Origin of the sequence: Actinomadura macrotermitis (assembly GCF_009604375.1) — a bacterium.
Classification (GTDB): Bacteria; Actinomycetota; Actinomycetes; order Streptosporangiales; family Streptosporangiaceae; genus Spirillospora; species Spirillospora macrotermitis.
The window spans coordinates 1-23722 of record NZ_WEGH01000005.1; the positions used below are offsets into that span (position 1 = coordinate 1).

The 23722-nt window shown below is 74.5% G+C and carries 22 protein-coding genes and 1 rRNA gene; 19 read left to right on the forward strand and 4 right to left on the reverse strand.

Translation table 11 applies throughout. The features are described from left to right. Position 1 precedes the first annotated feature (1 nt). Positions 2 to 118, forward strand: a 5S ribosomal RNA gene (rrf, locus tag ACRB68_RS32655). A 56-nt stretch (positions 119 to 174) separates the two neighbouring features. Here the strand turns inward: rrf and ACRB68_RS32660 are convergent. Then, entirely contained in the window at positions 175 to 1947 is a 1773-nt protein-coding gene (locus tag ACRB68_RS32660) for a hypothetical protein (RefSeq protein ID WP_153539523.1), read from the reverse strand. A 9-nt stretch (positions 1948 to 1956) separates the two neighbouring features. Between ACRB68_RS32660 and ACRB68_RS32665 the strand changes: the two genes are divergently transcribed. Further along, complete coding sequence (locus ACRB68_RS32665) at positions 1957 to 3003, forward strand: hypothetical protein (protein ID WP_328595073.1); 1047 nt, start codon at positions 1957 to 1959, stop codon at positions 3001 to 3003. 158 nt (positions 3004 to 3161) lie between these two features. On the opposite strand, the gene ACRB68_RS32670 is transcribed toward ACRB68_RS32665, so the two are convergent. After that, positions 3162 to 4100 carry an MBL fold metallo-hydrolase gene (locus ACRB68_RS32670; protein ID WP_153539525.1) on the reverse strand — a complete coding sequence of 313 codons (939 nt, stop codon included), beginning with the start codon at positions 4098 to 4100 and terminating at the stop codon, positions 3162 to 3164. A gap of 105 nt (positions 4101 to 4205) precedes the next feature. Between ACRB68_RS32670 and ACRB68_RS32675 the strand changes: the two genes are divergently transcribed. The 3 genes from ACRB68_RS32675 (at position 4206) to ACRB68_RS32685 (ending at position 5828) form a co-directional block, all read left to right on the forward strand. After that, the gene (locus ACRB68_RS32675) at positions 4206 to 4559 is read left to right on the forward strand and encodes a single-stranded DNA-binding protein (protein WP_194293549.1); all 354 of its coding nucleotides are present in this window, start codon (positions 4206 to 4208) and stop codon (positions 4557 to 4559) included. Between the two features lie 88 nt (positions 4560 to 4647). Further along, a complete protein-coding gene (locus ACRB68_RS32680; RefSeq protein WP_207709915.1) occupies positions 4648 to 5481 on the forward strand; it encodes a methyltransferase domain-containing protein in 834 nt (277 codons plus the stop codon). Continuing rightward, on the forward strand, positions 5478 to 5828 hold the full coding sequence (locus tag ACRB68_RS32685; protein WP_153539529.1) for a (2Fe-2S) ferredoxin domain-containing protein: 351 nt from the start codon (positions 5478 to 5480) through the stop codon (positions 5826 to 5828). The genes ACRB68_RS32680 and ACRB68_RS32685 overlap by 4 nt, the downstream gene beginning before the upstream one ends. On the opposite strand, the gene ACRB68_RS32690 is transcribed toward ACRB68_RS32685, so the two are convergent. Further along, complete coding sequence (locus tag ACRB68_RS32690) at positions 5829 to 7148, reverse strand: DUF1015 family protein (protein WP_153539531.1); 1320 nt, start codon at positions 7146 to 7148, stop codon at positions 5829 to 5831. A 72-nt stretch (positions 7149 to 7220) separates the two neighbouring features. Here ACRB68_RS32690 and ACRB68_RS32695 point away from each other — a divergent pair, with 72 nt between their 5' ends. From ACRB68_RS32695 to ACRB68_RS32705, 3 genes are all read left to right on the forward strand, one after another. Further along, positions 7221 to 7646 (forward strand): tetratricopeptide repeat protein, encoded by a 426-nt coding sequence (locus ACRB68_RS32695; protein WP_153539533.1) that lies wholly within the window; start codon positions 7221 to 7223, stop codon positions 7644 to 7646. Between the two features lie 108 nt (positions 7647 to 7754). Continuing rightward, complete coding sequence (locus ACRB68_RS32700) at positions 7755 to 8762, forward strand: HAD-IIA family hydrolase (protein ID WP_153539535.1); 1008 nt, start codon at positions 7755 to 7757, stop codon at positions 8760 to 8762. Positions 8763 to 8834: 72 nt separating this feature from the next. Next, entirely contained in the window at positions 8835 to 9872 is a 1038-nt protein-coding gene (locus ACRB68_RS32705; RefSeq protein ID WP_153540683.1) for a glycerophosphodiester phosphodiesterase, read from the forward strand. Positions 9873 to 9923: 51 nt separating this feature from the next. Here the strand turns inward: ACRB68_RS32705 and ACRB68_RS32710 are convergent, their stop codons facing one another. Further along, positions 9924 to 10265 carry an SCP2 sterol-binding domain-containing protein gene (locus tag ACRB68_RS32710; protein WP_153539537.1) on the reverse strand — a complete coding sequence of 114 codons (342 nt, stop codon included), beginning with the start codon at positions 10263 to 10265 and terminating at the stop codon, positions 9924 to 9926. A 116-nt stretch (positions 10266 to 10381) separates the two neighbouring features. Between ACRB68_RS32710 and ACRB68_RS32715 the strand changes: the two genes are divergently transcribed. From ACRB68_RS32715 to ACRB68_RS32765, 11 genes are all read left to right on the forward strand, one after another. Further along, positions 10382 to 10618 (forward strand): hypothetical protein, encoded by a 237-nt coding sequence (locus tag ACRB68_RS32715; RefSeq protein ID WP_153539539.1) that lies wholly within the window; start codon positions 10382 to 10384, stop codon positions 10616 to 10618. Then, positions 10615 to 11424: a TlyA family RNA methyltransferase gene (locus ACRB68_RS32720; RefSeq protein WP_153539541.1), complete on the forward strand. Its 810-nt coding sequence runs from the start codon at positions 10615 to 10617 to the stop codon at positions 11422 to 11424. The genes ACRB68_RS32715 and ACRB68_RS32720 overlap by 4 nt, the downstream gene beginning before the upstream one ends. Then, the gene (locus tag ACRB68_RS32725) at positions 11421 to 12371 is read left to right on the forward strand and encodes an NAD kinase (RefSeq protein WP_153539543.1); all 951 of its coding nucleotides are present in this window, start codon (positions 11421 to 11423) and stop codon (positions 12369 to 12371) included. The genes ACRB68_RS32720 and ACRB68_RS32725 overlap by 4 nt, the downstream gene beginning before the upstream one ends. A gap of 60 nt (positions 12372 to 12431) precedes the next feature. Next, a complete protein-coding gene (recN, locus tag ACRB68_RS32730; RefSeq protein ID WP_153539545.1) occupies positions 12432 to 14129 on the forward strand; it encodes a DNA repair protein RecN in 1698 nt (565 codons plus the stop codon). Between the two features lie 101 nt (positions 14130 to 14230). Next, on the forward strand, positions 14231 to 15469 hold the full coding sequence (steA, locus tag ACRB68_RS32735; protein WP_153539547.1) for a putative cytokinetic ring protein SteA: 1239 nt from the start codon (positions 14231 to 14233) through the stop codon (positions 15467 to 15469). Next, a complete protein-coding gene (locus ACRB68_RS32740) occupies positions 15466 to 16422 on the forward strand; it encodes a copper transporter (RefSeq protein ID WP_328595074.1) in 957 nt (318 codons plus the stop codon). Before steA ends, ACRB68_RS32740 begins: the two co-directional genes overlap by 4 nt. Positions 16423 to 16429: 7 nt before the next feature. Continuing rightward, positions 16430 to 17368: a hypothetical protein gene (locus tag ACRB68_RS32745; RefSeq protein ID WP_153539549.1), complete on the forward strand. Its 939-nt coding sequence runs from the start codon at positions 16430 to 16432 to the stop codon at positions 17366 to 17368. 27 nt (positions 17369 to 17395) lie between these two features. Then, positions 17396 to 19009, forward strand: coding sequence for a murein biosynthesis integral membrane protein MurJ (gene murJ / locus ACRB68_RS32750; RefSeq protein ID WP_328595075.1), 1614 nt, complete (start codon positions 17396 to 17398; stop codon positions 19007 to 19009). Then, on the forward strand, positions 19002 to 20216 hold the full coding sequence (locus ACRB68_RS32755) for a glycosyltransferase family 4 protein (protein WP_194293550.1): 1215 nt from the start codon (positions 19002 to 19004) through the stop codon (positions 20214 to 20216). The genes murJ and ACRB68_RS32755 overlap by 8 nt, the downstream gene beginning before the upstream one ends. Before the next feature lie 217 nt (positions 20217 to 20433). Further along, the gene (locus ACRB68_RS32760) at positions 20434 to 21429 is read left to right on the forward strand and encodes a TerC family protein (protein WP_153539551.1); all 996 of its coding nucleotides are present in this window, start codon (positions 20434 to 20436) and stop codon (positions 21427 to 21429) included. A gap of 77 nt (positions 21430 to 21506) precedes the next feature. Continuing rightward, positions 21507 to 23702, forward strand: a complete 2196-nt coding sequence (locus tag ACRB68_RS32765; protein ID WP_153539553.1) for an acyl-CoA dehydrogenase — start codon at positions 21507 to 21509, stop codon at positions 23700 to 23702. Positions 23703 to 23722: the final 20 nt, after the last annotated feature.

Below are 23722 nucleotides of genomic sequence, written 5' to 3' on the forward strand. Positions count from 1 at the left end.
GTTCGGTGGTTTTGGCGAAGGGGAAACACCCGGTCCCATCCCGAACCCGGAAGTTAAGCCCTTCAGCGCCGATGGTACTGCACGGGGGACCGTGTGGGAGAGTAGGACACCGCCGGACTCATATTGGTCGAGGGTCGCCTCAATTCTGGGGCGGCCCTCGACGCATGTCCCAGGTCAGCCAGCAAAGTAGGCTGCAAGGGTCCGTAGAACCATCGAGAACAGTGACGGAACGTGATGAGCGCGGAAGAGGACGGCCGCAGCGACGACAACCGCGGGCGGCGTGGCAAGGACGGCAAGGGCGGTACGCCCTTCCGTCAGGGGGGCAACGCTCGCGGCGGTGCGGGGGGCGCCGGTGCTCGTAAGGGCGGCGGTCCTCGTGGAGGCGCGCCTCGTGCCGGTGGACCGCAGGCCGGCCGGGGGCGGCCGGGTGCGGACTCGGGACGTTCGGGTGGCCGGCCCTTCTCCGGCGGCGGTTCCGGCGGTGGCTGGCGGGATCGTCAGGAGGGCGGCCCGCGCGGACAGCGCGACGACCGTCCGGGACGTCCCGGTGGCCAGCGTGACGACCGCGGGCAGAGCCGTCCCTTCAACCGGTCCGACGACCGCCGTGGAGAGTCCGGCGGTCCTCGCTCCGATGAGCGTGGCGGACGTGGCTTCGGCGGCCCGCGCGGTTCGCGTCCCGAAGGCGGCCAGGGAGAGCGTCGTTTCCAGAGCCGGGACGACCGGCGGTCGGGCCCGGGCGGCAGCGGCCGTGACGACCGACGCACCGGCTTCCAGGGGCGCGATGACCGCCGTTCCGGTCCAGGCGCCGGCGGTTCGGGCTACGGAGCCGGCCGCGATGACCGTCGCTCTGGCGGCTCCGGCTTCCAGGGGCGTGACGATCGCCGTTCCGGTCCGGGTGGCGGTGATGATCGTCGTTCCGGTGGTTCCGGTTTCCAGGGGCGTCGTGATGATCGGCGTCCTGGCCAGTTCAACGGTGAGCGCGGCTCTGGCGGTTACCAGGGTCGTGACGACCGTCGGTCCGGTCCGGGTGCCGGCGGTTCCGGTTATGGCGGTGGCCGTGATGACCGTCGTTCCGGCGGCTATCAGGGTCGTGACGACCGTCGCTCGGGTCCAGGTGCCGGTGGTTACGGTGGCGGTCGTGATGACCGTCGTTCCGGCGGTTACCAGGGTCGTGACGATCGCCGGTCCGGTCCGGGTGCCGGCGGTTCCGGTTATGGCGGTGGCCGTGACGATCGCCGTTCCGGCGGCTATCAGGGTCGTGACGACCGTCGTTCGGGTCCGGGTGCCGGTGGCGATGATCGTCGTTCCGGTGGCTCTGGTTTCCAGGGGCGTCGTGATGATCGGCGTCCTGGCCAGTTCAACGGTGAGCGCGGCTCCGGTGGCTACCAGAGGCGCGACGACCGTCGGCCCGGCGGTTTCCAGGGGCGTGACGACCGGCGGTCCAGTGGTCCCCGGTCCGAGGACCGGCGTCCCGGCGGCTTCCGGCAGGACCGGGAGCCGGGGCAGCGTTCCGGCTACCAGGGTGGCCGCGATGACCGCGGCGCAGGCCGTCCGGGGCAGGAGAGGGGCTCCGAGCAGCGTCCCGGTTACGAAGGACGCCGCGACGACCGCGGTTCCGGTGGTTTCCAGGGCCGCGACGACCGCCGTCCCCCTCGCTCCGGCGGTTACCAGGGGCGTGACGACCGTCGTTCCGGTGGCTCCGGTTTCCAGGGCCGTCGTGACGACCGCGGGTCCGAGCAGCGTTCCGGCGGATCGGGCTACCAGGGACGCCGCGATGAGCGGCGGCCGGGGCGGCCCGGTCAGGAGCGCGGGGCCGGTGGCCGTCGCTTCGAGGGCGGCCGTGACGACCGTGACCGGGGACGTCGTCCCCAGGACGGCGGCGGGCGTTCCTACGGGCCGCCGCGGGATCGTTCCGCGCAGGACCGTGAGTCGACGGCGCCCAAGCACGACGACCCGGTGCTGCCCGACGAGGTGACCGGCGAGGAGCTGGACGCGGACGCCCGCGCCGAGCTGCGCACGCTGCCCAAGGACCTGGCGGCCCGGGTGGCCCGCCACCTGGTCATGGCGGGACAGCTGGCGGAGGACGACCCCGAGCTGGCCTACAAGCACGCCCGTGCCGCTCGCCGGCTGGCCTCGCGGGTCGGTCTCGTCCGGGAGGCCGCGGGACTGGCGGCGTACTACGCCGGCGAGTGGGCCGAGGCCCTCGCGGAGCTGCGTGCGGCCCGCCGCCTGAGCACCGGCGAGGACGCCTACCTGCCGGTGATGGCGGACTGCGAGCGCGGCCTGGGCCGTCCCGAGCGCGCTCTGGACCTGGTCAAGTCGCCCGACGCCGCCAAGCTGGACCAGGAGGGGCTCGTCGAGCTGCGCATGGTCGAGTCGGGCGTCCGCCGCGACCTCGGCCAGCTCGACGCCGCCGTGGTGACGCTGCAGATCCCCGAGCTGCGTGACCGGCGGCTGCGCCCCTGGTCGGCGCGGTTGTTCTACGCCTACGCCGATGCGCTGGCCGAGGCCGGCCGTGAGAGCGAGGCGTCGGACTGGTTCGCCCGCGCCGCCGCCGCCGACCGCGACGGCGAGACCGACGCGGCCGAGCGGTACGCCGAGCTGGAGGGGCTGGAGATCCTCGACACCGAGGAAGACGAGCTCACCGAGCCGGCGGCGGCCGTCGAGGACGAGCCGGGCACCGAGGCCGCGGCCGAGCAGGGCGCGGAGTCCGAGGACGAGCAGGACGCCGAGGGCATCGAGGCCGCGGTCGAGCAGGACACGGAGCTCGAGGACGAGCCGGACACCGAGGACGTCGCGGGCGAGGAGCCCGTCGAGGCGGCCGAGGAGAAGGTGGAGCCGAAGCCCGAGCCGGCGGACCCGATGGCCATCGAGTTCAAGGCGGCGGAGCCCACCGAGGTCGAGACTCCCGAGGCCCCGGAGGCGCCAGGCGCGCCGGTGGTCTTCCTGGAGCCCTCGCAGTCGGACGAGGGCACCAAGCCCCAGGCCGACGACGACAAGTAGCACACAGGAGCGAAGCCCCCTGGAGGGGCATGCAGAGCGGGGTCGCCGGATTCGTCCGGCGGCCCCGCTTTGTCGTATGCGGATGCCGTTCGGCTGAGGGCGGCTGGTAGGTGTGCGGGGCCGAGGCGGCGTCGTTCTGATCGACCGGGCGGGACGGGTCAGGCGTGACGGTTCAGGGCGTGCATGATCCCGGCGACGTTGCTCTCCGCGCCGTTCAGCACCTCGTACTTGGCGGCGAGTTCGGGGTCGGCGCCTTCCCGCGTGATCGCGTAGCGCTCGTCGGTGCGGTCGCGGACCATCGCGACGGCGTGGTCCAGCTCCAGATCCTGGTCCCGGGCGTCCCGTACGGCGTCCACCCAGACGCGCAGTTCCTCGGCGGAGCGGTCGAGGGTGTCGGTGACCTCGTCGACGGGGCCGTAGTGGGCGAACAGCAGGCGCTGCGGCTGCAGGGAGCCGAACCGGCGCAGTGAGCCGAGCGCGGTGTCCAGGTCGAAGTCCGGTGGCGGGGTGGCGGGCCGCACGTCGGCGGTCTCGGGGATGTAGATGCCCGCCGCGTCCCCGACGTACAGGTCTCCGGTCGCGGAGTCCATCAGGCCGACGTGGTGCTTGGCGTGCCCGGGGGAGTGGTACGACTCCAGGCGCCGTCCGCCGCCGAGGTCGATCACGCCGGTGTCGTCGACCGCCCGGATGCGCGCCGCGTCGGTCGGCTTCAGCTCCCCGAACAGCGTGTCGAGCCGGTCGCCGTACACCATGCGGGCGCTGCGCATCAGCCGTTCGGGGGCGGCCAGGTGGCGGGCGCCCTTCTCGTGCACGACCACCTCGGCGCCGGGGTACATCCCGGCGATGTCGCCGACGCCGCCCGCGTGGTCGAGGTGGATGTGCGTGACCACCACGGTCGCCAGGTCGGCGGCGCCGACGCCGAGCTCGGTGAGCGCCGCCTGGACCACCGGGGCCGAACCCGCGGTGCCCGGCTCCACCAGGCACGGCCGGTCGGACAGGATGAGATAGCCGGCGGTGACCCCGGTGTATCCGGCCATCCGCGTGTCGATCTCGTAGACGTCCCCGCCGAGCGGCCTGATCGTGGTCCTGGTGTCCATCACCCGATCATGCCGCCGCCGCGCGAGGTTATCCACAGTTGCGGACGGGCCTTCCGTCGGCCTGGCCCGGTCCCCGATCGTGGACGTGACGGAGAGGAGCAGAACATGACCCGTTCGCATGTCAACACCGTCGTCCTCGTCGGCAGGCTCGCCGAGGATCCGGCCCGCCGTCCGCTGGCGGCCGGCGGGGAGGTCGTCTCGTGGCGGCTGATCGTCGACCGGCCGGGCTCGGGCGATGGGCGCCATGTGGTGGACGCCCTCGCGTGCTGCACTTTCGAGCCCGGTGTCGGGGGCCGCACCGCCACCTGGCGGAAGGGGGACCTGATCCAGGTGCGCGGTTCGCTGCGGCGCCGCTTCTGGGGCGTCGACGAGGTGCGCCGCAGCCGGCACGAGGTGGAGGTCTACGAGGCCGCACAGCTCTTCGAAGAGCAGGCCGGGTCTCCACGGGGTCCTGACTGAGCCGGACGCCTTCTTCGAGGGCGGAAAGCCGGCGGCCATAGGAGGGGAAGGAGGCTCCGGGAAAAGGGTGCCTCGGTAGATTCGCCCTGTGCTCGACTACGACCGTGAAGCCCCGGTTTACGACGCGACGCGCGGCGGTGACGCACGGGCCCGGGCGGCGGAGGCCGCCATTGAGCCGCTGTTGCCGGCGGACACGGTGACGATCATCGATGTCGCCTGCGGCACGGGCATCGTGACCAGGAGGTTCGCGCGGCCTGGACGACGGGTGGCCGGGGTCGACCTGTCGGCCGGGATGCTCTCCGTGGCCGCCGGATCGCTCGGCGGGCGGGTGCTGATCGGTGACGCGCGGCGGATGCCCCTGGCCGACGGGTCGGCCGACGCCGTTCTGATGGTCTGGCTCTTGCACATGCTGGGTCCGGAGGACTGCGCGGAGACGCTGGCGGAGGCGGCGCGGCTGCTGAGGCCCGGCGGGGTGCTCATCACGACCGTGGACAAGAACGCCGCTGACTTCGCGGTGGCCAGTGACGTCTCCTCCTTGCTCAAAGAGGTGGCGGACGCCGCCGTGCCGGGACGGCCGGACGCCGCCGAACAGGTCGTCTCGCAGGCGGGCAAGGCCGGGCTCGTCGTCGATGGAGAGGGAGAGTTCGTCGGAGTGGGGCAAGGGAGAAGCCCCAGGGCGTGGAGCCGTGCGCTCGATCGGCGCGGGTACGCATGGATGGCCGCCACGGATCCCGACGTCACCACTGAGCTGAGCCGGCGGCTTCTGCGGTTGCCGGACCCGGACGTCCCGCGCCCGGATCCGCGCTACCGGTTGCTGCGCTTCGCCAAGCCCGCCGACCCGGATTCGCGCCGGGGAGGGGGTAGGGCGGCGGTAGGGTCGGTGGTGATCGACTTTCTGGCCGAAGGCACTGTGCGCACATGAACCTCCCCGTTCGGATCACCGTTTGCCGTGACTGCTGCTGCGGCGGCCCGAAGGTGACCGGTGTCGACCACGACGCGCAGCGCGCCCGGCTGGCTCAGGTCGCGCCGGTGCGGATCTCGGGGTGCCTGGACGTCTGTGAGAAGGCCAACGTGATCGTGGTGCAGCCCTCGGCGGCCGGGCGGGCCGCGGGCGGGCGGCCGGTCTGGCTCGGGCTGGTCAACGACGACGAGGCGGCCGAGGACATCGCGGGCTGGGTCCGGGCCGGCGGCCCCGGGGTGGCGCCGATGCCCGCCATTCTGGAGCTGTACGCCTTCTCGCCCTCGCGGCGGGTCCGGGCGCAGGTCTGATCAGGCGTCCAGGTCCAGGACCCGCAGGACCAGGCCCGTGCGGGGCTTCGGGCCGAACGAGGTCGACTTGCGGGGGACGCGCTCGCCGGCGCCCGCGATGGCGATGACGTCCTCGACCGACAGCGGGTTCAAGATCACCGCGGTGCCGCCGGTGCGGCGGGCGCGGTCCACCGCCGCGGCCGGGTCGTCGTGCACGACCTCGACGCTGTGCTCGTCCTCGCTGATCCGCCAGAGGTCCCCGATGAGCAGCCGGTCCAGGACGGCGGTGTCCAGGCGGCGCAGCCGCTCGGAGTAGCCGGCCGGCATGGCGCGGGCCACCCGCACCGGGTGCGGGTCGGTGAGCAGGTGCAGCCGGTCGCCGCCGCCCAGCAGGAACGCCGGGCCGTCCGCGGACGCCAGTGCGGGCACGGCGGTGGCCAGGTCGGGGCACTCGGTGACCTGGAAGACGTCCCGGGCGCGCTCGACGGCGGCGGCGGGGTCCAGGCCGGGCAGGACGCGGTGGATGGCGCCGAGGTGCGGCGGGTAGCGGGTCGAGTCCACCAGCAGGGCGAGCCCTTGGTCCCAGGGGCCGGGACGGCCGCCGTGGCGGGCCTGCAGGGCGCGGTAGGTGGCGTAGCGGTGGTGGCCGTCGGCGATCAGGGCCTGGCGCGGACGCAGGTCGGCGGCGATGCGGTCCAGCAGGACCGGGTCGGTGATGCGCCACAGCCGGTGCACCAGGCCGTCCTGGGCGTGGAACTCCATCAGGGGGGTTCCGGCGGCGGTCCGGTCGACGATGTCGGCGGCGTCCCCGCCGCCCGCGTAGACCAGGAAGATCGGCTCCAGGTTCGCGCCCGCCGCCGACATCAGCGCGAGCCGGTCGCGGACCGGCCCGGGGTAGACGTTCTCGTGCGGCAGCACGATCCCGTCGGCCTCCGCGCGCAGCCCGAGGGCGCCGATCAGGCCGCGCTGGCGGACCGCCGCGCCGTCCGCGGACTCGTAGACGTACAGGGCGGCCTCGTCGTCGGCGGTCAGCGCCCCCTGCTCCAGCCAGCGGCGCAGCGTCCGGCCCGCCTCGGCGTAGCTGTCGCGCGGCAGGATCAGCCGGACGATGTTGTGCCCGTCGCCCTCCATCAGCCGGTCCAGCGCGGTCTCGTCGATGAGGTCGTACGGAGGGCTGGTGACCTGCGAGAGGTCGCCGACGACCCGCGGGTCGAAGCGCACCCCGCGGAAAGGGGCGAGTTCCAGCCCGGCGGCCCCGTCCGGGGTCGCCGAACCGAAGACCCGCGCGCTGAACTCCTCCGGCCCGAGACCGGAGGGGAGATCGTCGTTCACTGTGGGCATGCTAATCACCGGCGGGCGACCGCCTCGCGGGCGGGTACCGTCATAGTGATCGGAGTCCGAGGGGAGGTCCATATGAGTGGTGAAGGACCGGAGCGGGCGGAGGATTCCCCCGGCCACCCACAACCTGAGGGCGGGGTGTACGAGTGGTACACCCGCGGCCTCGAGCTGATCCGGTCCGGCAGCCCGGCGGCGGCGCTGCAGCTCCTCGTCCGCGCCGCCGAGGCCGAGCCCTCTTCCCGCAGCATCCGCGAGGCCCTCGCGCGCGCCCAGTTCGGCGCGCGGCGGTTCCTGGAGGCCGCCGAGAGCTTCCGCTGGATCGTCGAGGACGACCCCGCCGAGGACTACGCGCTGTTCGGGCTCGGCCTGTCGCTGAGCCGGGCCGGCGACTTCGAGGGCGCGGTGGAGCACCTGGCGCTCGCGGTGGCGATGCGGCCCGACAACAAGGACTACGCCGAGGCGCTGCGGCACGTGCGGGCCACGCTCGCCGCGCGCCGATAAGGCGTGTTACATGGCTTTCGTCCGCTGCGGGCGGTGTCCGGACACCGCCCGGCGGACCGTGGCCCCGTGCGACCCCGCCCGGGAGCGCCCAACGACGAACGGAGACCGATGAAGGGCTGTGACAGGCCGCTGAGCGAGGCCTACGACGTGGCGCTGCTCGACCTGGACGGTGTCGTCTACGTCGGCCGCCGTCCCGTGCCGGCCGCCGCCGAGTCGCTGGCCAAGGCGCGCGCGGCGGGCCAGCGGCTGGCGTTCGTGACCAACAACGCCTCCCGGACGCCGTCGGCGGTCGCCGCGCTGCTGGAGGACGTCGGCGTCCCCGCCTCGCCCGCGGACGTGGTCACCTCCGCGCAGGCCGCCGCCCGGCTGCTGTCCGAGCGGCTGCCCGCCGGGTCGGCGGTGCTGGTCGTCGGCGGGATGGGCCTGCGCAAGGCGCTGTACGACCGGGGCCTGCGGCCGGTGTCGACGGCGTCGGAGCGGCCCGCGGCCGTCGTGCAGGGGTACGAGCCCATGCTGTCGTACGGGGCGCTCGCCGAGGGCGCCAAGGCCGTCATGGCGGGCGCCCTGTTCGTTGGCTCCAACGGCGACTTCACCCTTCCCGGGGGCGACGGCCCGCCGAAGCCCGGCAACGGGTCGCTGCTGCAGGTCATCCGCACCGCCACCGGCGTCGCCCCGATCGTCACCGGCAAGCCCGAGCGACCTTTGCACCACGAGTCGATCCTGCGCACCGGCGCGAAGTCGCCCCTGGTCGTGGGGGACCGGCTCGACACCGACATCGAGGGCGCCTACAACGGCGGCGCCGACAGCCTGCTGGTGTTCACCGGCGTCACCGATCCCCTCGCGCTGCTGACCGCGCCGAAGCAGCACCGCCCCACCTATATCGCGCCCGACCTGACCGGCCTGCTCGCCCCGCACCCGCAGGTCCGGGAGGACGGCGGCGGGTACGCGTGCGAGGGCTGGACGGCACGCTGGGAGGGGGAGCGGGTCGAGGTCACCGGCGACGGCGACCCCTACGACGGCCTGCGGGCCGCCGCCGCGGCCGCCTGGCGCGAGGACGGGCCGGCCCCCCGCGAGGCCGTCTCCGGCGCGCTGGAGCGCCTGGGAATGGCCCGCTAGCCGACACCGGCCGTTCGCACCGCCCTCACCGGGCGCACGCCCCGCCGCAGCACCGTGTGGCCCGTGACAATCATGAGGAAGCTGACGGCGGTGGCGCTGACGGTGGCCGGCGTGGTGGCGGCGGGCGGCACCGCGCACGCCGCCCCCCGCCACCGGGACTTCGACCTGCAGGCGCACCGGGGCGGGCTCGGACTGACGGTGGAGAGCACCCTGCCCGCCTTCGCCCGGGCGCTGGAGCTCGGTGTGCGCACGCTCGAGCTCGACGTGCAGATCACCAAGGACGGCCAGGCGGTCGTCACCCACGACCGCAAGATCAGCGCGGCCAAGTGCCAGGACACCGGCCCGGTCGCCAAGGACGATCCCGCCTACCCCTATGTCGGCAAGTACATCAACACGCTGACGCTCGCGCAGGTCCGCACCCTGGACTGCGGCTCGCGGACGCTGCCGGCCTTCCCGCAGCAGCAGGCCGCGCCCGGCGCGCGGATGCCGCTGCTGCGCGAGGTGTTCGCCCTGGTCCGCGGCTACCGCGCCAACGACGTGAAGCTCAACGTCGAGACCAAGGTGGAGGCGGGCGCGCCGAGCGAGACCGCGCCGCGCGAGCAGTTCGTCCAGGTCACCGCCGCCGAGGTGCGGCGCGCCCGGATGCTGCGCCAGGTGACGATCCAGAGCTTCGACTGGGGCGCGCTCATGCGGATGCGCCAGGTCGAGCCGCGCCTGCCGCTGGTCGCCCTCACCAACTACGACTTCCTGCAGACCGGTCAGCCGGGCCGCTCGCCCTGGCTCGGCGGCCTGGACATCGACGACTTCGGCGGCGACCCGCTGAAGGCCGTCCGCTCCTTCGGCGCGTCGGCGTTCTCGCCCGTGCACGGCTTCCCGCAGGACGGCAAGGTCACCGACCTCGGCTACCGGCCGTACGTGACGGCCGCCATGGTCGCCGAGGCGCACCGGCTCGGCCTGAAGGTCGTCCCCTGGACGATCGACGACCCGGCCACCATGAACAAGCTCATCGACGACGGGGTGGACGGCATCATCACCGACTACCCCGACCGGCTGCGCGCCGTCATGGCCGAGCGCGGCCTGCGGCTGCCCCGCCCGCACCACCGGCACTGAGCCGACCGTTCCCCGGCCCCGTCGCGCCCCGCGGCGGGGCCACCGGCGCGCCTACAGCAGCTTGCGCAGCCGCAGCAGGTCGAAGATGCTCGCCTCGATCTTCAGCCGGCCCGACGCCCACGCCTTGGCCGGGTTGAGCCGGTCGTCGGCCAGCGCGACCAGGTCGTCGCCGCCCACCGTGAGCCGCACCTGCGCGGCCTTGGGGTCGTCGGTCGGCTCGAACGGGTCGAGCCCGCCCGCGTGCAGCCGGGTCCGGTACGCCACGCCGAGATCGGGGATCCGGCAGCTGATCGTGCGCTCGACGACGTGCTCGGCGAAGGCGTCGCCGTCCACCTCGGCGAGCCGCCGCCCGATCCGCTCCAGCGCGGCGCGGCACTCCTCCTCGTTGGCCATGATCAGGCCGTTCCCCGTTCGGTCGGCAACGATGTCGTGAAGGGACGGTAGCGTTCAGACCGAGCCCGAAGCGACCCGCGGCACGCTGGTCGGGGTGTTCTGAGAGGTATGAGGCGATGTCCGACGAGCCAATGACGGCTCCCGCCTGGGCCGTCCCGCACGGGGCGGCCGGCGACGCGCGCGTGGACGGCGTGCTGACCAGGCTCGCCGAGCTCGGCTCCCTGCCGGTGGCCGAGCACGTGCGGATCTTCGAGGACGTGCACCAGCGGCTGCAGGAGCTGCTGGTGTCGGCCGACCGGGACGAGCCGGGCCCGCCGCGCCCGGCCGCCCCCGGCCCGCGGCCCGGCGCATGAGCCGGCGCCGCCTGGACGCCGAGCTGGTGCGGCGCGGCCTCGCCCGCTCCCGCGAGCACGCGACCGAGCTCATCGCCGGCGGCCTGGTCCGCGTCGGCGGGCAGACCGCCGCCAAGGCCGCCACGCAGGTCGACACCGGCGCCGCGATCGTGGTCGCCGAGGCCGACACCGGCCCCGGCTACGTCTCGCGCGGCGGCCACAAGCTGGCGGGCGCCCTGGCGGCCTTCCCGGGCCTGGCGGTGGCCGGCCGGGTCTGCCTGGACGCCGGCGCCTCCACCGGCGGCTTCACCGACGTGCTGCTGCGCGCCGGCGCCGCCCGCGTCTACGCCGTCGACGTCGGCTACGGCCAGATCGCCTGGTCGCTGCGCACCGACGACCGCGTCGTCGTGCTGGAACGCCTCAACATCCGCGACATGACGCCCGAGCAGCTCGGCCAGCCCGAAGAAGCGCCGCCGAGCGTGGTCGTCGGCGACCTGTCGTTCATCTCGCTCAAGCTCGTCCTCGCCCCGCTGCGGCGCTGCGCCGCCCCGGACGCCGATTACGCCCTCATGGTGAAACCCCAGTTCGAAGTGGGCAAGGACCGGGTCGGGGCCGGCGGCGTGGTGCGCGAACCGGCGCTGCGGGCCGAGGCCGTCCGCGACGTCGCCGCGCACGCGGCGACCCTCGGTCTCGGCGTGCTCGGCGTCGCCGCGAGCCCGCTGCCCGGCCCGTCGGGCAATGTGGAGTACTTCCTGTGGCTGCGCGCCGGCGCGCCGCCGCTGGAGGAGGACGAACTGACCAAGGCCATCACGGAGGGCCCGCAATGACGCCGAGCAGCCCCACGGCAAGGGAACACAGGACGGTGCTCGTCGTCGCGCACACCGGGCGGCCCGAGGCGGTCCGCAGCGCCCACCTGGTGATCGAGCGGCTCACCGCCGCCGGGATCACGGTGCGGGTGCTGAAGGGCGAGGCCGAGGACATCGGCTGCGCCGGGGTGGACGTGATGCCCTCCGGCCCGGCCGCCGCCGAGGGCGCCGAGCTGGTCATGGTGCTCGGCGGCGACGGCACGCTGCTGCGCGCCGCCGACCTGGCCCGCCCGGCCGGCGCGCCGCTGCTCGGCGTCAACCTCGGCCACGTCGGGTTCCTGGCCGAGGCCGAGCGCGAGGACCTGGCCGCGACCGTCGACCGGGTGGTGGACCAGTGCTACGACGTCGAGGAGCGGATGAGCATCGACGTGGTGGTCCGCCGCAACGGCGAGGTCATCGGCACCACCTGGGCGCTGAACGAGGCGACGGTGGAGAAGGCCGAGCGGGAGCGGATGCTGGAGGTCGTCGCCGAGATCGACGGCCGCCCGCTGTCGAACTGGGGCTGCGACGGCGTGGTGTGCGCCACACCGACCGGCTCCACCGCCTACGCCTTCTCGGCCGGCGGCCCGGTGGTGTGGCCGGAGGTGGAGGCGATGCTGGTGGTGCCGATCAGCGCGCACGCGCTGTTCGCCCGCCCGCTGGTGGTCTCCCCGGCGAGCCTGGTCGCGGTCGAGGTGCTGCCCGGCACGCCGCGCGCGGTGCTGTGGTGTGACGGACGACGCACGCTGGACCTGCCGCCGGGCGCGCGGGTGGAGGTGCGCCGCGGCGCGGCGCCCGTCCGGCTCGCCCGCCTGCACCTGACGCCGTTCACCGACCGTCTGGTGACCAAGTTCGGGCTCCCGGTGACCGGCTGGCGGGGCCGGGCCCGGGCCCAGGCCGAGGAACCGGACGGCGGCCGGAGGGGATAATCTCCACAGGCGCCGAAACCGGGACTGTTCTTGCGAGGGGTTGTGACGCTGGTGCGTCCGATGGTCGATGAGGTGCGGATCCAGGGCCTCGGGGTGATCGACGAGGCCGTGCTCGATCTGTCCCCGGGCTTCAACGTGGTCACCGGTGAGACCGGGGCGGGCAAGACCATGGTGGTCACCAGCCTCGGCCTGCTGTTCGGCGGCCGCGCCGACCCGCAGCGGGTCCGCCCGGGCGCCGAGCGCGCCACCGTGGAGGGCCGGCTGGTCGTCGACCCCGGCGGCCGGGTGGTGGACCGGGTCGAGGAGGCGGGCGGCGAGCTGGACGACGGCGCGCTGATCGTCACCCGCTCGGTGTCGGCCGAGGGCCGCTCGCGCGCCTACCTGGGCGGCCGGTCGGTCCCGGTCAGCCTGCTGATCAACCTGGCCGACGACCTGGTCGCCGTGCACGGCCAGTCCGACCAGCAGCGGCTGCTGCAGGCCGGCCGCCAGCGCGGCGCCCTGGACCGCTACGCCGGCGGTGCGCTCACCAAGCCGATGCGCGCCTACACCCGCACCTACCAGCGGCACCGCCAGGTCGCGGCGCTGCTGGAGGAGATCACCACCCGTGCCGAGGAGCGGTCGCGCGAGGCCGAGCTGCTGCGCTTCAACCTGACCGAGATCGAGAAGGTCGACCCCAAGCCGGGCGAGGACGTCGAGCTGGCCGCCGAGGAGGAGCGCCTCGGCCACGCCGACGCGCTGCGCGGCGCCGCCGACACCGCGCACGAGTCGCTGCTCGGCGACCCGGCCGCGGCGTTCGAGGCCGCCAACGTGGTCAGCCTGCTCGGCACCGCCCGCAACGCCCTGGACGCCGTGCGCGACCACGACCCCGAGCTGGCCGGCCTGGCCGACCGGCTCGCCGAGGCCGGCTACCTGATCTCCGATGTCGCCACCGACCTGGCCGCCTACGCCGAGTCGGTCGACGCCGACCCCGCGCGCCTGGCCGTCGTCCAGGAGCGCCGCGCCGAGGTCACCGCGCTGGTGCGCAAGCACGGCGAGTCGGTCGAGCAGGTCCTGGAGTGGGCCCGCACCGCCGCCGCCCGCCTCACCGAGCTGGAGGGCGACGACGGGCGGATCGACGAGCTGCGCGCCGAGCACGCCGAGCTGACCGAGCGCCTGGCCGTCGAGGCGGGCGAGCTGACCGAGGTGCGCGCCCGCGCCGCCGAGCGGTTCTCGGCCGCCGTCACCGCCGAGCTCGCCGCGCTGGCGATGCCGCACGCCCGCGTCGAGGTCGCCGTCACCGCGACCGGCGAGTACGGCCCGCACGGCGCCGACGAGGTCGAGGTCCGGCTCGCCCCGCACCCCGGCTCCCCGCCGCTGCCGCTGCACAAGGGCGCCTCCGGCGGCGAGCTGTCGCGCGTCATGCTCGCCATCGAGGTGGTGTTCGCGGGCGCCGACCCGGTGCCGACGTTCGTGTTCGACGAGGTCGACGCCGGCGTCGGCGGCAAGGCCGCGGTCGAGATCGGCCGCCGGCTGGCCCGGCTCGCCCGCAACGCCCAGGTGATCGTGGTCACCCACCTGCCGCAGGTCGCCGCGTTCGCCGACCAGCACCTGGTGGTGGAGAAGTCCAGTGACGGCACCGTCACCCGCAGCGGCGTCACCGCCCTGGACCGCGAGGGCCGGCTGCGCGAGCTGTCGCGGATGCTGGCCGGCCTGGAGGACTCCGAGCTCGGCCGCGCCCACGCCGAGGAACTCCTGCAGCTGGCCGACCGGGAACGCTGATCGTCCGAGCACGGCAAACCAGCAGACAGTGCGCGAACGGCCGCGACCCGTCACCGGGCGGTGCGGCCGGGCCCTCGCGGGCTCTGGCAGGATGGCAGGCGATGAACGACCCGTCCCCGATCACCGACAGCCGCGCCCGCCGCACGCCCCGGCGGCCGCGGCGCGTGCGCGCGCTCGGCCGCGGCCGCTCGGGCGGCGACGGCGAGGTCGCCGCCGCGGTCCGGCTGGACCGCCGCACCAAGAACCTGACCAAGCGGCTGCAGCCGGGCGAGGTCGCGGTGATCGACCACGTCGACCTGGACCGGGTCAGCGCCGAGGCCCTGGTGTCCTGCCAGGTCGGCGCGGTGGTCAACGTGGCGCCGAGCATCTCGGGCCGCTATCCCAACCTCGGCCCGCAGATCCTGGTCGAGGCGGGCATCCCGCTGCTGGACGACGTCGGCCCGGAGATCTTCACCCGGCTGAGCGAGGGCGACCAGGTGCGGGTCGCCGGCTCCAGCGTGCTGAAGGGCGAGGACGTGGTCGCCAAGGGCACCGCGCAGACGGCCGAGACGGTGCAGACCGCGATCGACGAGGCCAAGGCGGGCCTGGCGCACCAGCTCGAGGCGTTCGTCGCCAACACCATGGAGTACGTCAAGCGCGAGCGCGACCTGCTCATCGACGGCGTCGGCGTGCCCGAGGTGGCCACCAGGATCAGCGGGCGGCACGCGCTGATCGTGGTGCGCGGCTACCACTACCGCGAGGACATCGCCGCGCTGCGCCCCTACATCCGCGAGTACCGGCCGGTGCTGATCGGGGTGGACGGCGGGGCCGACGCGCTGCTGGAGGCCGGCTACCGCCCCGACATGATCGTGGGCGACATGGACTCGGTGTCCGACGCCGCCCTCACCAGCGGCGCCGAGATCGTCGTGCACGCCTACCGGGACGGCCGCGCGCCCGGCCTGAAGCGGGTGCACGAGCTCGGCCGCGAGGCCGTCACCTTCCCCGCCACCGCCACCAGCGAGGACATCGCGATGCTGCTGGCCGACGACAAGGGCGCCACGCTCATCGTCGCGGTCGGCACGCACGCCAACATGGTGGAGTTCCTGGACAAGGGCCGCGCCGGCATGGCCAGCACGTTCCTGACCCGGCTGCGCGTCGGCAGCAAGCTGGTCGACGCCAAGGGCGTCAGCCGGCTGTACCGCAGCCGCATCTCCACCTGGTCCCTGCTGTTCCTGGTGATCGGCGCGTTCATCGCCATGACCACCGCCGTGTTCATGTCACCGGCCGGGGACGTCATCCGCCCCCTGCTCGCCGACCGCTGGCACGCCTTCCTCTTCTGGCTGACCGGACTCTTCACGTGATCGATTTCCGCTATCACCTCGTCTCCATCGTCGCGATCTTCCTGTCGCTGGCGCTCGGCATCATCCTCGGCTCCACCACGCTGTCGGACTCGGTGACCTCGGGCCTGAAGCGCGAGACGACCTCGCTGGCCAAGCGCAACGACGCGCTGCGCCAGGAGCAGTCCCGGCTGACCACCCAGCTGAAGGGCGACGACCAGTTCGCCCGGGTGCTCGGCCCGCAGCTGGTCGCCGACCGGCTGAAGGGCCAGTCGGTGGTGCTGGTGGAGACGCCCGGCGCGAGCAACGACAGCATCGAGGAGCTCGGCGACCTGCTGCAGAACGCCGGCGCCGCCGTCACCGGCCGGGTCACCCTGCAGAAGAAGTTCCTGGACGACGACCAGGCCGGCACCGTCGGCGAGCTGTCGGGGCAGCTGAAGCCCGCGGGGGTCGCCTTCGCCGCGGACGCCGGCCCCTACGACAAGGCCGCGGCGGTGCTGTCGGCCGCGCTGGTGTCGCGCGACAGCGCCAAGACCGGCCGCGAGGACGCCGTCGGCGGCACGATCCTCAACGGGTTCCGGCAGGCGGGTTACGTGACCACCAGCGGCAAGCCCGGCCAGCATGCGACACTCGCCATCATGGTCGCCCCGTCCGCCCCCTACACCGCCGAGGGCGGCGACGCCGACAACAAGGCGCTCGTCGCGGTCGCCGGCGCGCTGGACGCGGCGGGCCGCGGCACCGTCGTCGGCGGCCCGCAGCTCGCCGCGGACAAGGGCGGCCTGATCACCGCGCTGCGCGACTCCGACACCGCCAAGGCGGTGTCGTCGGTCGACACCGTGGACACCGCCTCCGGCCAGGTCGTGGCGGTGCTGGCACTGCAGAACGAGCTGGGCGGCAAGGCCGGCCAGTACGGCACGGGCTCGGGCGTGAGCGGCTACCTTCCCTCGCCGGCGCCCATCGCCGGGAAGAACGGATGACGCACCCATGACGCGATCCACCTCCACTACGGGCTTCACCACGGGCCGGCTGCTGGCCGGCTCGCTGCTCGGCGCCGCCGCGGCCCGCGCGGCCTACGCCGGGCTGACCCGGCGTCCCCCCGGCCTGAACGGGACGCCCGGGGAGCAGCTGTGGGGCCGCACCAACCACCGCGGCGAGCCGGTCACGCTGCTGGAGGGCCCGGCGTTCGTCGCGGGCGCCGCCGCCGGCGGGCTGCTCGCCCCGGGCCTGTCCGGCCGCACCCGCGCCGCCGCGCTGCTGGCGGGCACCGTGCCCGGCCTGCTCGGCGGTTACGACGACCTGTCGGGCTCGGCGGACTCGCGCGGCTTCAAGGGCCACCTCGGCGCGCTCGCCCGCGGCGAGGTGACGACCGGCGCGGTGAAGATCCTCGGCATCGGCGCGGCCGGCCTCGCCGCCGCCGCGATCGCCGGGTCGCCCGCGCCGACCCGGCCCGGCCGGGTGTTCGACATCCTGCTCAACGGCGCGCTGATCGCGGGCTCGGCGAACCTGATGAACCTGTTCGACCTGCGGCCCGGCCGGGCCATCAAGGTCGGGCTGATCACCGGCGGCCCGCTCGCGCTCACCGCCGCCGGACCGGCCGGCGCGGCGTCCGCGGTGGTCGCCGCGCCGCTCGGCGCCGCCGCCGCGCTGCTGCCCACCGACCTCGCCGAGCGCGCGATGCTCGGCGACACCGGCGCCAACGCGCTCGGCGCGCTGCTCGGCCTGGCCGCCTCCCGGCTCGGGCGCGGCCCGCGGCTGGCGGCGCTGGCGGGCGTCGCCGGGCTGAACGCCGCCAGCGAGTTCGTCTCCTTCACCAAGGTCATCCAGCGCACGCCGGTGCTGCACCGGCTCGACATGCTGGGGCGCCGGCCGGTCGCCGCCGCGCCCGCGCCCGCTCCCGCCGCGGCGCCCGAACCGGCCGTCTGAACTCCCCGGAGAGCCCCGCCCATCACCGTGTCCTCACGCCTTCGCCGCCTCACCGGCGGCCTCGCGGGCGCCGCCGTCGTCATCGGGATCATCACCGTGCTGTCCCGGCTGGCGGGGTTCGGCCGCACCTACGTCTTCTCCCAGACCGTCACCACCTCCTGCCTCAGCCAGGCCTACTTCACCTCCACCCAGCTGCCGAGCATCGTGTACGAGATCGTCGCGGGCGGCGCCCTGGCCAGCATGGTGGTGCCGGTGCTGGCCGGGCCCGCCGAGCGCGGCGACCGCGCGCAGGTCCGCGCGATCGCCTCGGCGCTGGTCACCTGGGTGGTGCTGCTGATGGCGCCGCTCGCGCTGGCGATGGCGCTGCTGGCCCGGCCGATCATGGAGCTGCTGGTCGGCGACGACCTGTCGGGCTGCGCGCGCGAGGGCATCGTGGCGGTCGGCGCGCGCATGACGGCGATCATGGCGCCGCAGATGGTCATGTACGGGCTGGCCGTGGTGCTGTACGGGCTGCTGCAGTCGCACCGCCGGTTCGTCGCGCCCGCCCTGGCGCCGCTGATGTCCAGCCTGGTCGTCATCGCCGCCTACCTGGTCTACGCGCCCCTCGGCCGCGGCCACGAGAACGACCTGGCGCACCTGCCCCTGGACGCCGAGCTGACGCTGGCGGTCGGCACCGCGCTCGGCGGCGTCGCGATGGCCCTCACCGCCGGCGTCGCCGCCTGGCGGCTGCGGCTCGGCCTGCGGCCCGCGCTGTCCTTCCCGCCGGGCGTGGCGCGCCGGGTGCGGCGCCTGGCCGCCGCGGGCCTGGCCACCGTCGTCGCCCAGCAGCTGTCGGCGCTGCTGGTGGTGCGGCTCAGCTACGCCGGCACCGGCGGCGCCCTCGCCAACTACCAGTACGCCTGGGCGATCTACCTGCTGCCGTGGGCGATCCTGGCGGTGCCGATCGCCACCAGCGCGTTCCCGCTGCTGTCGGCGCGCGCCGCGGCGGAGGAGACCGCCGAGTTCGACCGGATCACCGCCGCCACCACCCGCGCGGTGATCCTGGTGTCGTGCGCGGGCGCCGCCGTCCTCGCCGCCGTCGCGCCGCCGGTCGCCGGGGTGTTCAACCCCGGCGACGCGGGCCAGCAGGAGGTGCTGTCCCGCGCGGTGCTGGCGTTCGCGCCCGGCCTGCTCGGGTACGGGCTGGTCGCCCATCTCGGCCGGGTGCTGTTCGCCTGCCGGCGCGGCCGGATGGGCGCGCTCGCCGTCGTCGCGGGCTGGCTGGTGGTCATGGCCGCCGACCTCGCGCTGGTCGCGGCGGTGGACCGGCCGTGGGTGGTGGCCGCGCTCGGCCTCGGCAACACCGCCGGCATGACCGTCGCCGGGGTGCTGCTCCTGGCCACCCTGGTCCGGGCGCGGGGCCGCGCGGCGGTGCGCGGGGTGCCGCGGGTGCTCCTCGCCGGGCTCGCGGGCGGCCTGGCGGGCGGCGCCGCCGGGTACGGCGTCACGGCGCTGCTCGGCACCGGCGGGCAGCTGCGCGACATCGGCGTCGCGGCGCTCGCCGCGCTCGCGGCCGGCGCGGTGTTCGTGCTGGTCGCCTATTCGATCGACGGCCGGGACCTGCGGGCCGTCCTCAGCCGGAGGGTCACACGCGATGCCTGACGAACGCACCGACGAACTGAACGGCCTGCGGGTGGCGCTGGTGCTCGGCACCAGCGCCGGAGGCGTCGGCCGGCACGTCCGGTCGGTCGCGGCCGGGCTCGCCGCGCGCGGCGCCCGGGTCGTGGTGTGCGGGCCCGCCGCGACCGAGGAGCTGTTCGGCTTCACCGCGGCCGGCGCCCGGTTCGCCGAGGTGGACCTGGCCGACCGGCCCCGCCCGGCGCGCGACGCCAAGGCCGTCGCCCGGCTGCGCACGCTGCTGCGCGACGCCGACGTGGCGCACGCGCACGGGCTGCGCGCGGGCGCCCTCGCCGTCGCCGCGTGCGCCCGCCTCGCGCCCGGCCCGCTGCGCGTGGGACGGGGCGCCACGCCGGTGGTGGTCACCCTGCACAACGCCGTCATCGCGGGCGGGAGGACCGCCGCGGTGTACGGGGCGCTGGAACGCGTCGTCGCGGCCGGCGCCACCCGGGTCCTCGGCGTCTCGCCCGACCTGGTGGAGCGGATGCGCTCCCTCGGCGCCCGCTCGGCCGGGCTCGCGCTCGTCCCGGCGCCCGCGCCGCGCACCCAGCCCGGTCCGGCCGCCCGCGCCGACCTGCGCGCCGAGCTCGGCGTGGGGGACCGGCCGCTGATCATCACCGTCGGGCGGCTGGCCGACCAGAAGGGACTGCCGACGCTGCTGGACGCGGCCGCCGGGTGGGGCCGCCGCGATCCGGCGCCGCTGGTGGCGATCGTCGGCGACGGCCCGCTGCACGACCCGCTGGCCGCCCGGATCGAGGCCGAGGACCTGCCGGTGCGGCTGCTCGGCCGCCGCTCCGACGTCCCGGCGCTGCTCACCGCCGCCGACATCGCGGTGGTGCCGAGCGTGTGGGAGGGGCAGCCGCTGATCGTCCAGGAGATCCTGCGCGCGGGCCGCCCGCTGGTGGCCACCCGCGTCGGCGGCATCCCGGTCATGGTCGGCGCGGACGGGCCCGTGCCGGCGGAGGGGGCGGGGCTGCGCGGACCCGAGTGCGAGGCCGCGCTGCTGGTGCCGCCCGGCGACGCCGGGGCGCTGGAGCGGGCCGTCGGCCGCGTGCTGGACGACCCGGCGCTCGCCGTCCGGCTCGGCGCGGCCGCCGCGCAGCGCGCCGCCGGGCTGCCGACCGAGGCCGGCGCCGTCGACCAGCTCGCGGACCTCTACCTGGAACTGAAGCGCGGGCACGACCGGCCTTAGATGCCGTCGGCGGGCGGTCGGTTCGGACGAAACTAAAGAAATTCGCGGTGAGGGGAACCGTTCGCGGGGCCGGGGCGTTCAAGTAGGTGAGTGGAGGGGAGTATCCCCCAACAGCGATTCCGTCAATACGTCCGGTCCGTACCGGTCCGGGATCGCCGGCCCGAACCGGGCGGGAGAGACCTCCGCGGCGCACGAATCACGCCGTCGGAGGTACGTTTTGCACGTCTCCCCATGGGTGTGGGCCCTGACGATCGCCGGGATCCTCACCGTCATCCTCGTCGACCTGCTGGTCATCCACCGCAACGACACCCGCGAGTTCACCACCCGCCGCGCCGCGTTCTGGTCCGCGGTCTACATCGGCCTCGCCGTCGCGTTCGGCCTCGGCGTCTGGGCGTTCTGGGACGGAGAGCACGCCGCGCAGTACTTCGGCGGCTTCGTCACCGAGAAGAGCCTGAGCGTCGACAACCTCTTCGTCTTCATGGTGATCCTGGCGCGGTTCTCGGTGCCCAAGCACGCCCAGCACACCGTGCTGATGGCCGGCATCATCGTCGCGCTGGTGCTGCGCGGGGCGTTCATCGCCGTCGGCGCCGCCGCGATCTCCACCTTCACCTGGGTGTTCTTCATCTTCGGCGGCATCCTCATCTGGACCGCGATCGGCCTCGTCCGCGGCGGCGACGACGATGAGTTCAAGGAGAACTTCCTGCTCCGCTGGGTCCGCCGCGTCGTGCCGACCACCGAGGACTACACCGGCAACCGGGTCGTGGTGCGGCGCGGGCACCGGCTGGTGGCCACCCCGCTGCTCATCGTCATGATCGCCATCGGCTCCACCGACGTGCTGTTCGCGCTGGACTCCATCCCGGCGATCTTCGGGCTGACCACCGAGCCCTACCTGGTCTTCACTGCCAACGCGTTCGCCCTGATGGGCCTGGTCCAGCTGTACTTCCTGCTGGACGGCCTGACCGACCGGCTCGTCTACCTCGGCCACGGCCTGTCGTTCATCCTCGGCTTCATCGGCCTGAAGCTCATCTTCCACGCCCTGCACGAGTACGGCGTGCACTGGGCGCCCGAGGTGCCGATCTGGGTCTCCCTGGCGGTCATCGCCGGGACGCTCACCGCCACCACCGTCGCCAGCCTCGCCTCGTCCAAGCGGCCCGCCGGCGCCGAGGGCGCTGACCAGGCAGAACGCGCCGCGGCCGGTGCGGGGGAGAAGTGAGACCCGGGTCACTGCAGCGCCGAACCAGAATGCTGTTCTAGAATCCCGGTCAACAGCGGTCTGAGAGAAGGTGACGCATGGCCATCGGGCTCACCGAAGAGCATGAGGCACTCGCCGAGTCGGTACGCGGGTTCGCCGAGCGCAACATTTCCGCGACGGTCCTCCGGGCCGCCCTCGAGGCGGACCAGGAGAGCAGGCCCGCCTTCTGGCCGGCCCTCGCCGAGCAGGGCCTGCTCGGCCTGCACCTCGCCGAGGAGCAGGGCGGGCAGGGGTACGGCCTGCTGGAACTGGCCGTGGTGGTGGAGGAGCTCGGCCGCGTCGCGGCGCCGGGCCCGTTCCTGCCGACCGTCCTCGCCAGCACGGTCGTGAACGCCTCCAGCAACGCCAAGGCGCGCGCGGAACTGCTGCCGGTGCTGGCCGACGGCTCCAGGACCGGCGCGGTCGCCCTCGCCTCCGGGCTCACCGGCACCCGCGACGGCGCCTCGCTGGTCGTCACCGGCACCGCCGAGCCGGTGCTCGGCGCCTCGCTCGCCGACGTGCTCGTGCTGCCCGTCCAGGTCGGCGAAGCCACCGAGTGGGTCGCGGTCGACGCCGCCGGCCTCACCGTCACCGCGGTGGAGAGCCTGGACCGGGTCCGCCGCGTCGCCAAGGTCGAGGCGGCCGGCGTCGCGGTCGACGCCGACCGGGTGCTGGACGGCCTCACCACCGGCCAGGTCCGCGACCTGGCCGCGGCGCTGTTCGGCGCCGAGGCGGCGGGCCTCAGCGGCTGGCTGGTCACCACCGCCGCCGAGTACGCCAAGGTCCGCGAGCAGTTCGGCCGCCCGATCGGGCAGTTCCAGGGCGTCAAGCACAAGGCCGCCCGGATGCTCATCGCCGCCGAGCAGGCCCGCGCCGCCGCCTGGGACGCCGCCCGCGCCCTGGACGAGGGCGCCGGCGACGCCGGGTTCGCCGCGGCGGTGTCGGCGGTCATCGCCGGCGACGCCGCCGTGCAGACCGCCCGCGACGCCATCCAGATCCTCGGCGGCATCGGCTTCACCTGGGAGCACGACGCGCACATCTACCTGCGCCGCGCCCTCACCCTGCGGGCCCTGCTCGGCTCGGCCAAGGAGTGGGCGGCCACCGTCGCCGGCGAGGCCCTGGCCGGGCGCCGCCGCCAGGTGGAGCTGGAACTCGACGACGACACCCAGCCGCTGCGCGAGCGCATCCGCGCCGAGGTGGCCGAGCTCGCCGCGGTCGAGGACCGCAACGAGCTCAACACCCGGATGGGCGACGAGGGCTGGACCGTCCCGCACTTCCCTAAGCCCTGGGGCCGGGGCGCCGGGCCGGTCGAGCAGATCCTCATCCAGCAGGAGATGAAGGCCGCCAAGGTCAAGGCGCCCAACCTGGTGATCGGCGCGTGGCTGGTGCCCTCGCTGGTCCGCTACGGCACCGAGGAGCAGAAGGAGCGCTTCCTGCGCCCGACGCTGCGCGGCCAGATGGTGTGGTGCCAGCTGTTCTCCGAGCCCGGCGCGGGCTCGGACCTGGCCTCGCTGTCGATGAAGGCCGAGCGGGTCGAGGGCGGCTGGCGGCTCACCGGCCAGAAGATCTGGACGTCGGTCGCGCAGTTCGCCCAGTGGGGCTTCTGCATCGCCCGCACCAACCCGACCGCGGCCAAGCACGACGGCATCACCTACTTCCTGGTCGACATGAAGGCCGAGGGCGTGGACGTGCGCCCGCTGAAGGAGCTGACCGGCGAGGCCATCTTCAACGAGGTGTTCCTCGACGGCGTCTTCGTGCCCGACGACTGCGTGGTCGGCGAGGTCGACCAGGGCTGGCAGGTCGCCCGCAACACCCTGTCCAACGAGCGGGTGTCGCTGTCGACCGGCGGCGGCCTCGGCATGGGCGTGCCCGAGCTGCTGGACTTCCTCAAGGGCCGCGAGCTGGACCCGGTCGCGACCGCCGAGGTCGGCAGGCTCGTCGCGCAGGGCCAGTCCATCGACCTGCTCGGCCTGCGCACCACGCTGAAGCAGCTGAACGGCGTCGAGCCGGGCGCCGAGGCGAGCGTGCGCAAGCTGCTCGGCGTGCAGTTCAACCAGGACGTCGCCGACTACTGCTGGGCGGCGCAGGGCGCGGCGGCCACCACCGAGGTGACGATGGCCGAGAGCGGCATCATCGCCCGCGCCATGCTGTTCAGCCGCGCGATGACGATCTACGGCGGCACCACCGAGGTGCAGCTGAACATCATCGGCGAGCGGCTGCTCGGCCTGCCCCGCGACCCCGAGCCGGGCAAGTAGCCGCCTCGCGCGGGCGTCCC

Excerpts from the sequence above, each read along its gene's own strand:
- ACRB68_RS32670 (WP_153539525.1), bottom strand. The coding sequence starts at position 4,100 with ATGGACACCAGGACCACGATCAGGCCGCTCGGCGGGGACGTCTACGAG.
- ACRB68_RS32675 (WP_194293549.1), top strand. The coding sequence starts at position 4,206 with ATGACCCGTTCGCATGTCAACACCGTCGTCCTCGTCGGCAGGCTCGCC.
- ACRB68_RS32685 (WP_153539529.1), top strand. The coding sequence starts at position 5,478 with ATGAACCTCCCCGTTCGGATCACCGTTTGCCGTGACTGCTGCTGCGGC.
- ACRB68_RS32690 (WP_153539531.1), bottom strand. The coding sequence starts at position 7,148 with ATGCCCACAGTGAACGACGATCTCCCCTCCGGTCTCGGGCCGGAGGAG.
- ACRB68_RS32695 (WP_153539533.1), top strand. The coding sequence starts at position 7,221 with ATGAGTGGTGAAGGACCGGAGCGGGCGGAGGATTCCCCCGGCCACCCA.
- ACRB68_RS32700 (WP_153539535.1), top strand. The coding sequence starts at position 7,755 with ATGAAGGGCTGTGACAGGCCGCTGAGCGAGGCCTACGACGTGGCGCTG.
- ACRB68_RS32705 (WP_153540683.1), top strand. The coding sequence starts at position 8,835 with ATGAGGAAGCTGACGGCGGTGGCGCTGACGGTGGCCGGCGTGGTGGCG.
- ACRB68_RS32710 (WP_153539537.1), bottom strand. The coding sequence starts at position 10,265 with ATGGCCAACGAGGAGGAGTGCCGCGCCGCGCTGGAGCGGATCGGGCGG.
- ACRB68_RS32715 (WP_153539539.1), top strand. The coding sequence starts at position 10,382 with ATGTCCGACGAGCCAATGACGGCTCCCGCCTGGGCCGTCCCGCACGGG.
- ACRB68_RS32720 (WP_153539541.1), top strand. The coding sequence starts at position 10,615 with ATGAGCCGGCGCCGCCTGGACGCCGAGCTGGTGCGGCGCGGCCTCGCC.
- ACRB68_RS32725 (WP_153539543.1), top strand. The coding sequence starts at position 11,421 with ATGACGCCGAGCAGCCCCACGGCAAGGGAACACAGGACGGTGCTCGTC.
- recN (WP_153539545.1), top strand. The coding sequence starts at position 12,432 with ATGGTCGATGAGGTGCGGATCCAGGGCCTCGGGGTGATCGACGAGGCC.
- steA (WP_153539547.1), top strand. The coding sequence starts at position 14,231 with ATGAACGACCCGTCCCCGATCACCGACAGCCGCGCCCGCCGCACGCCC.
- ACRB68_RS32745 (WP_153539549.1), top strand. The coding sequence starts at position 16,430 with ATGACGCGATCCACCTCCACTACGGGCTTCACCACGGGCCGGCTGCTG.
- ACRB68_RS32755 (WP_194293550.1), top strand. The coding sequence starts at position 19,002 with ATGCCTGACGAACGCACCGACGAACTGAACGGCCTGCGGGTGGCGCTG.
- ACRB68_RS32765 (WP_153539553.1), top strand. The coding sequence starts at position 21,507 with ATGGCCATCGGGCTCACCGAAGAGCATGAGGCACTCGCCGAGTCGGTA.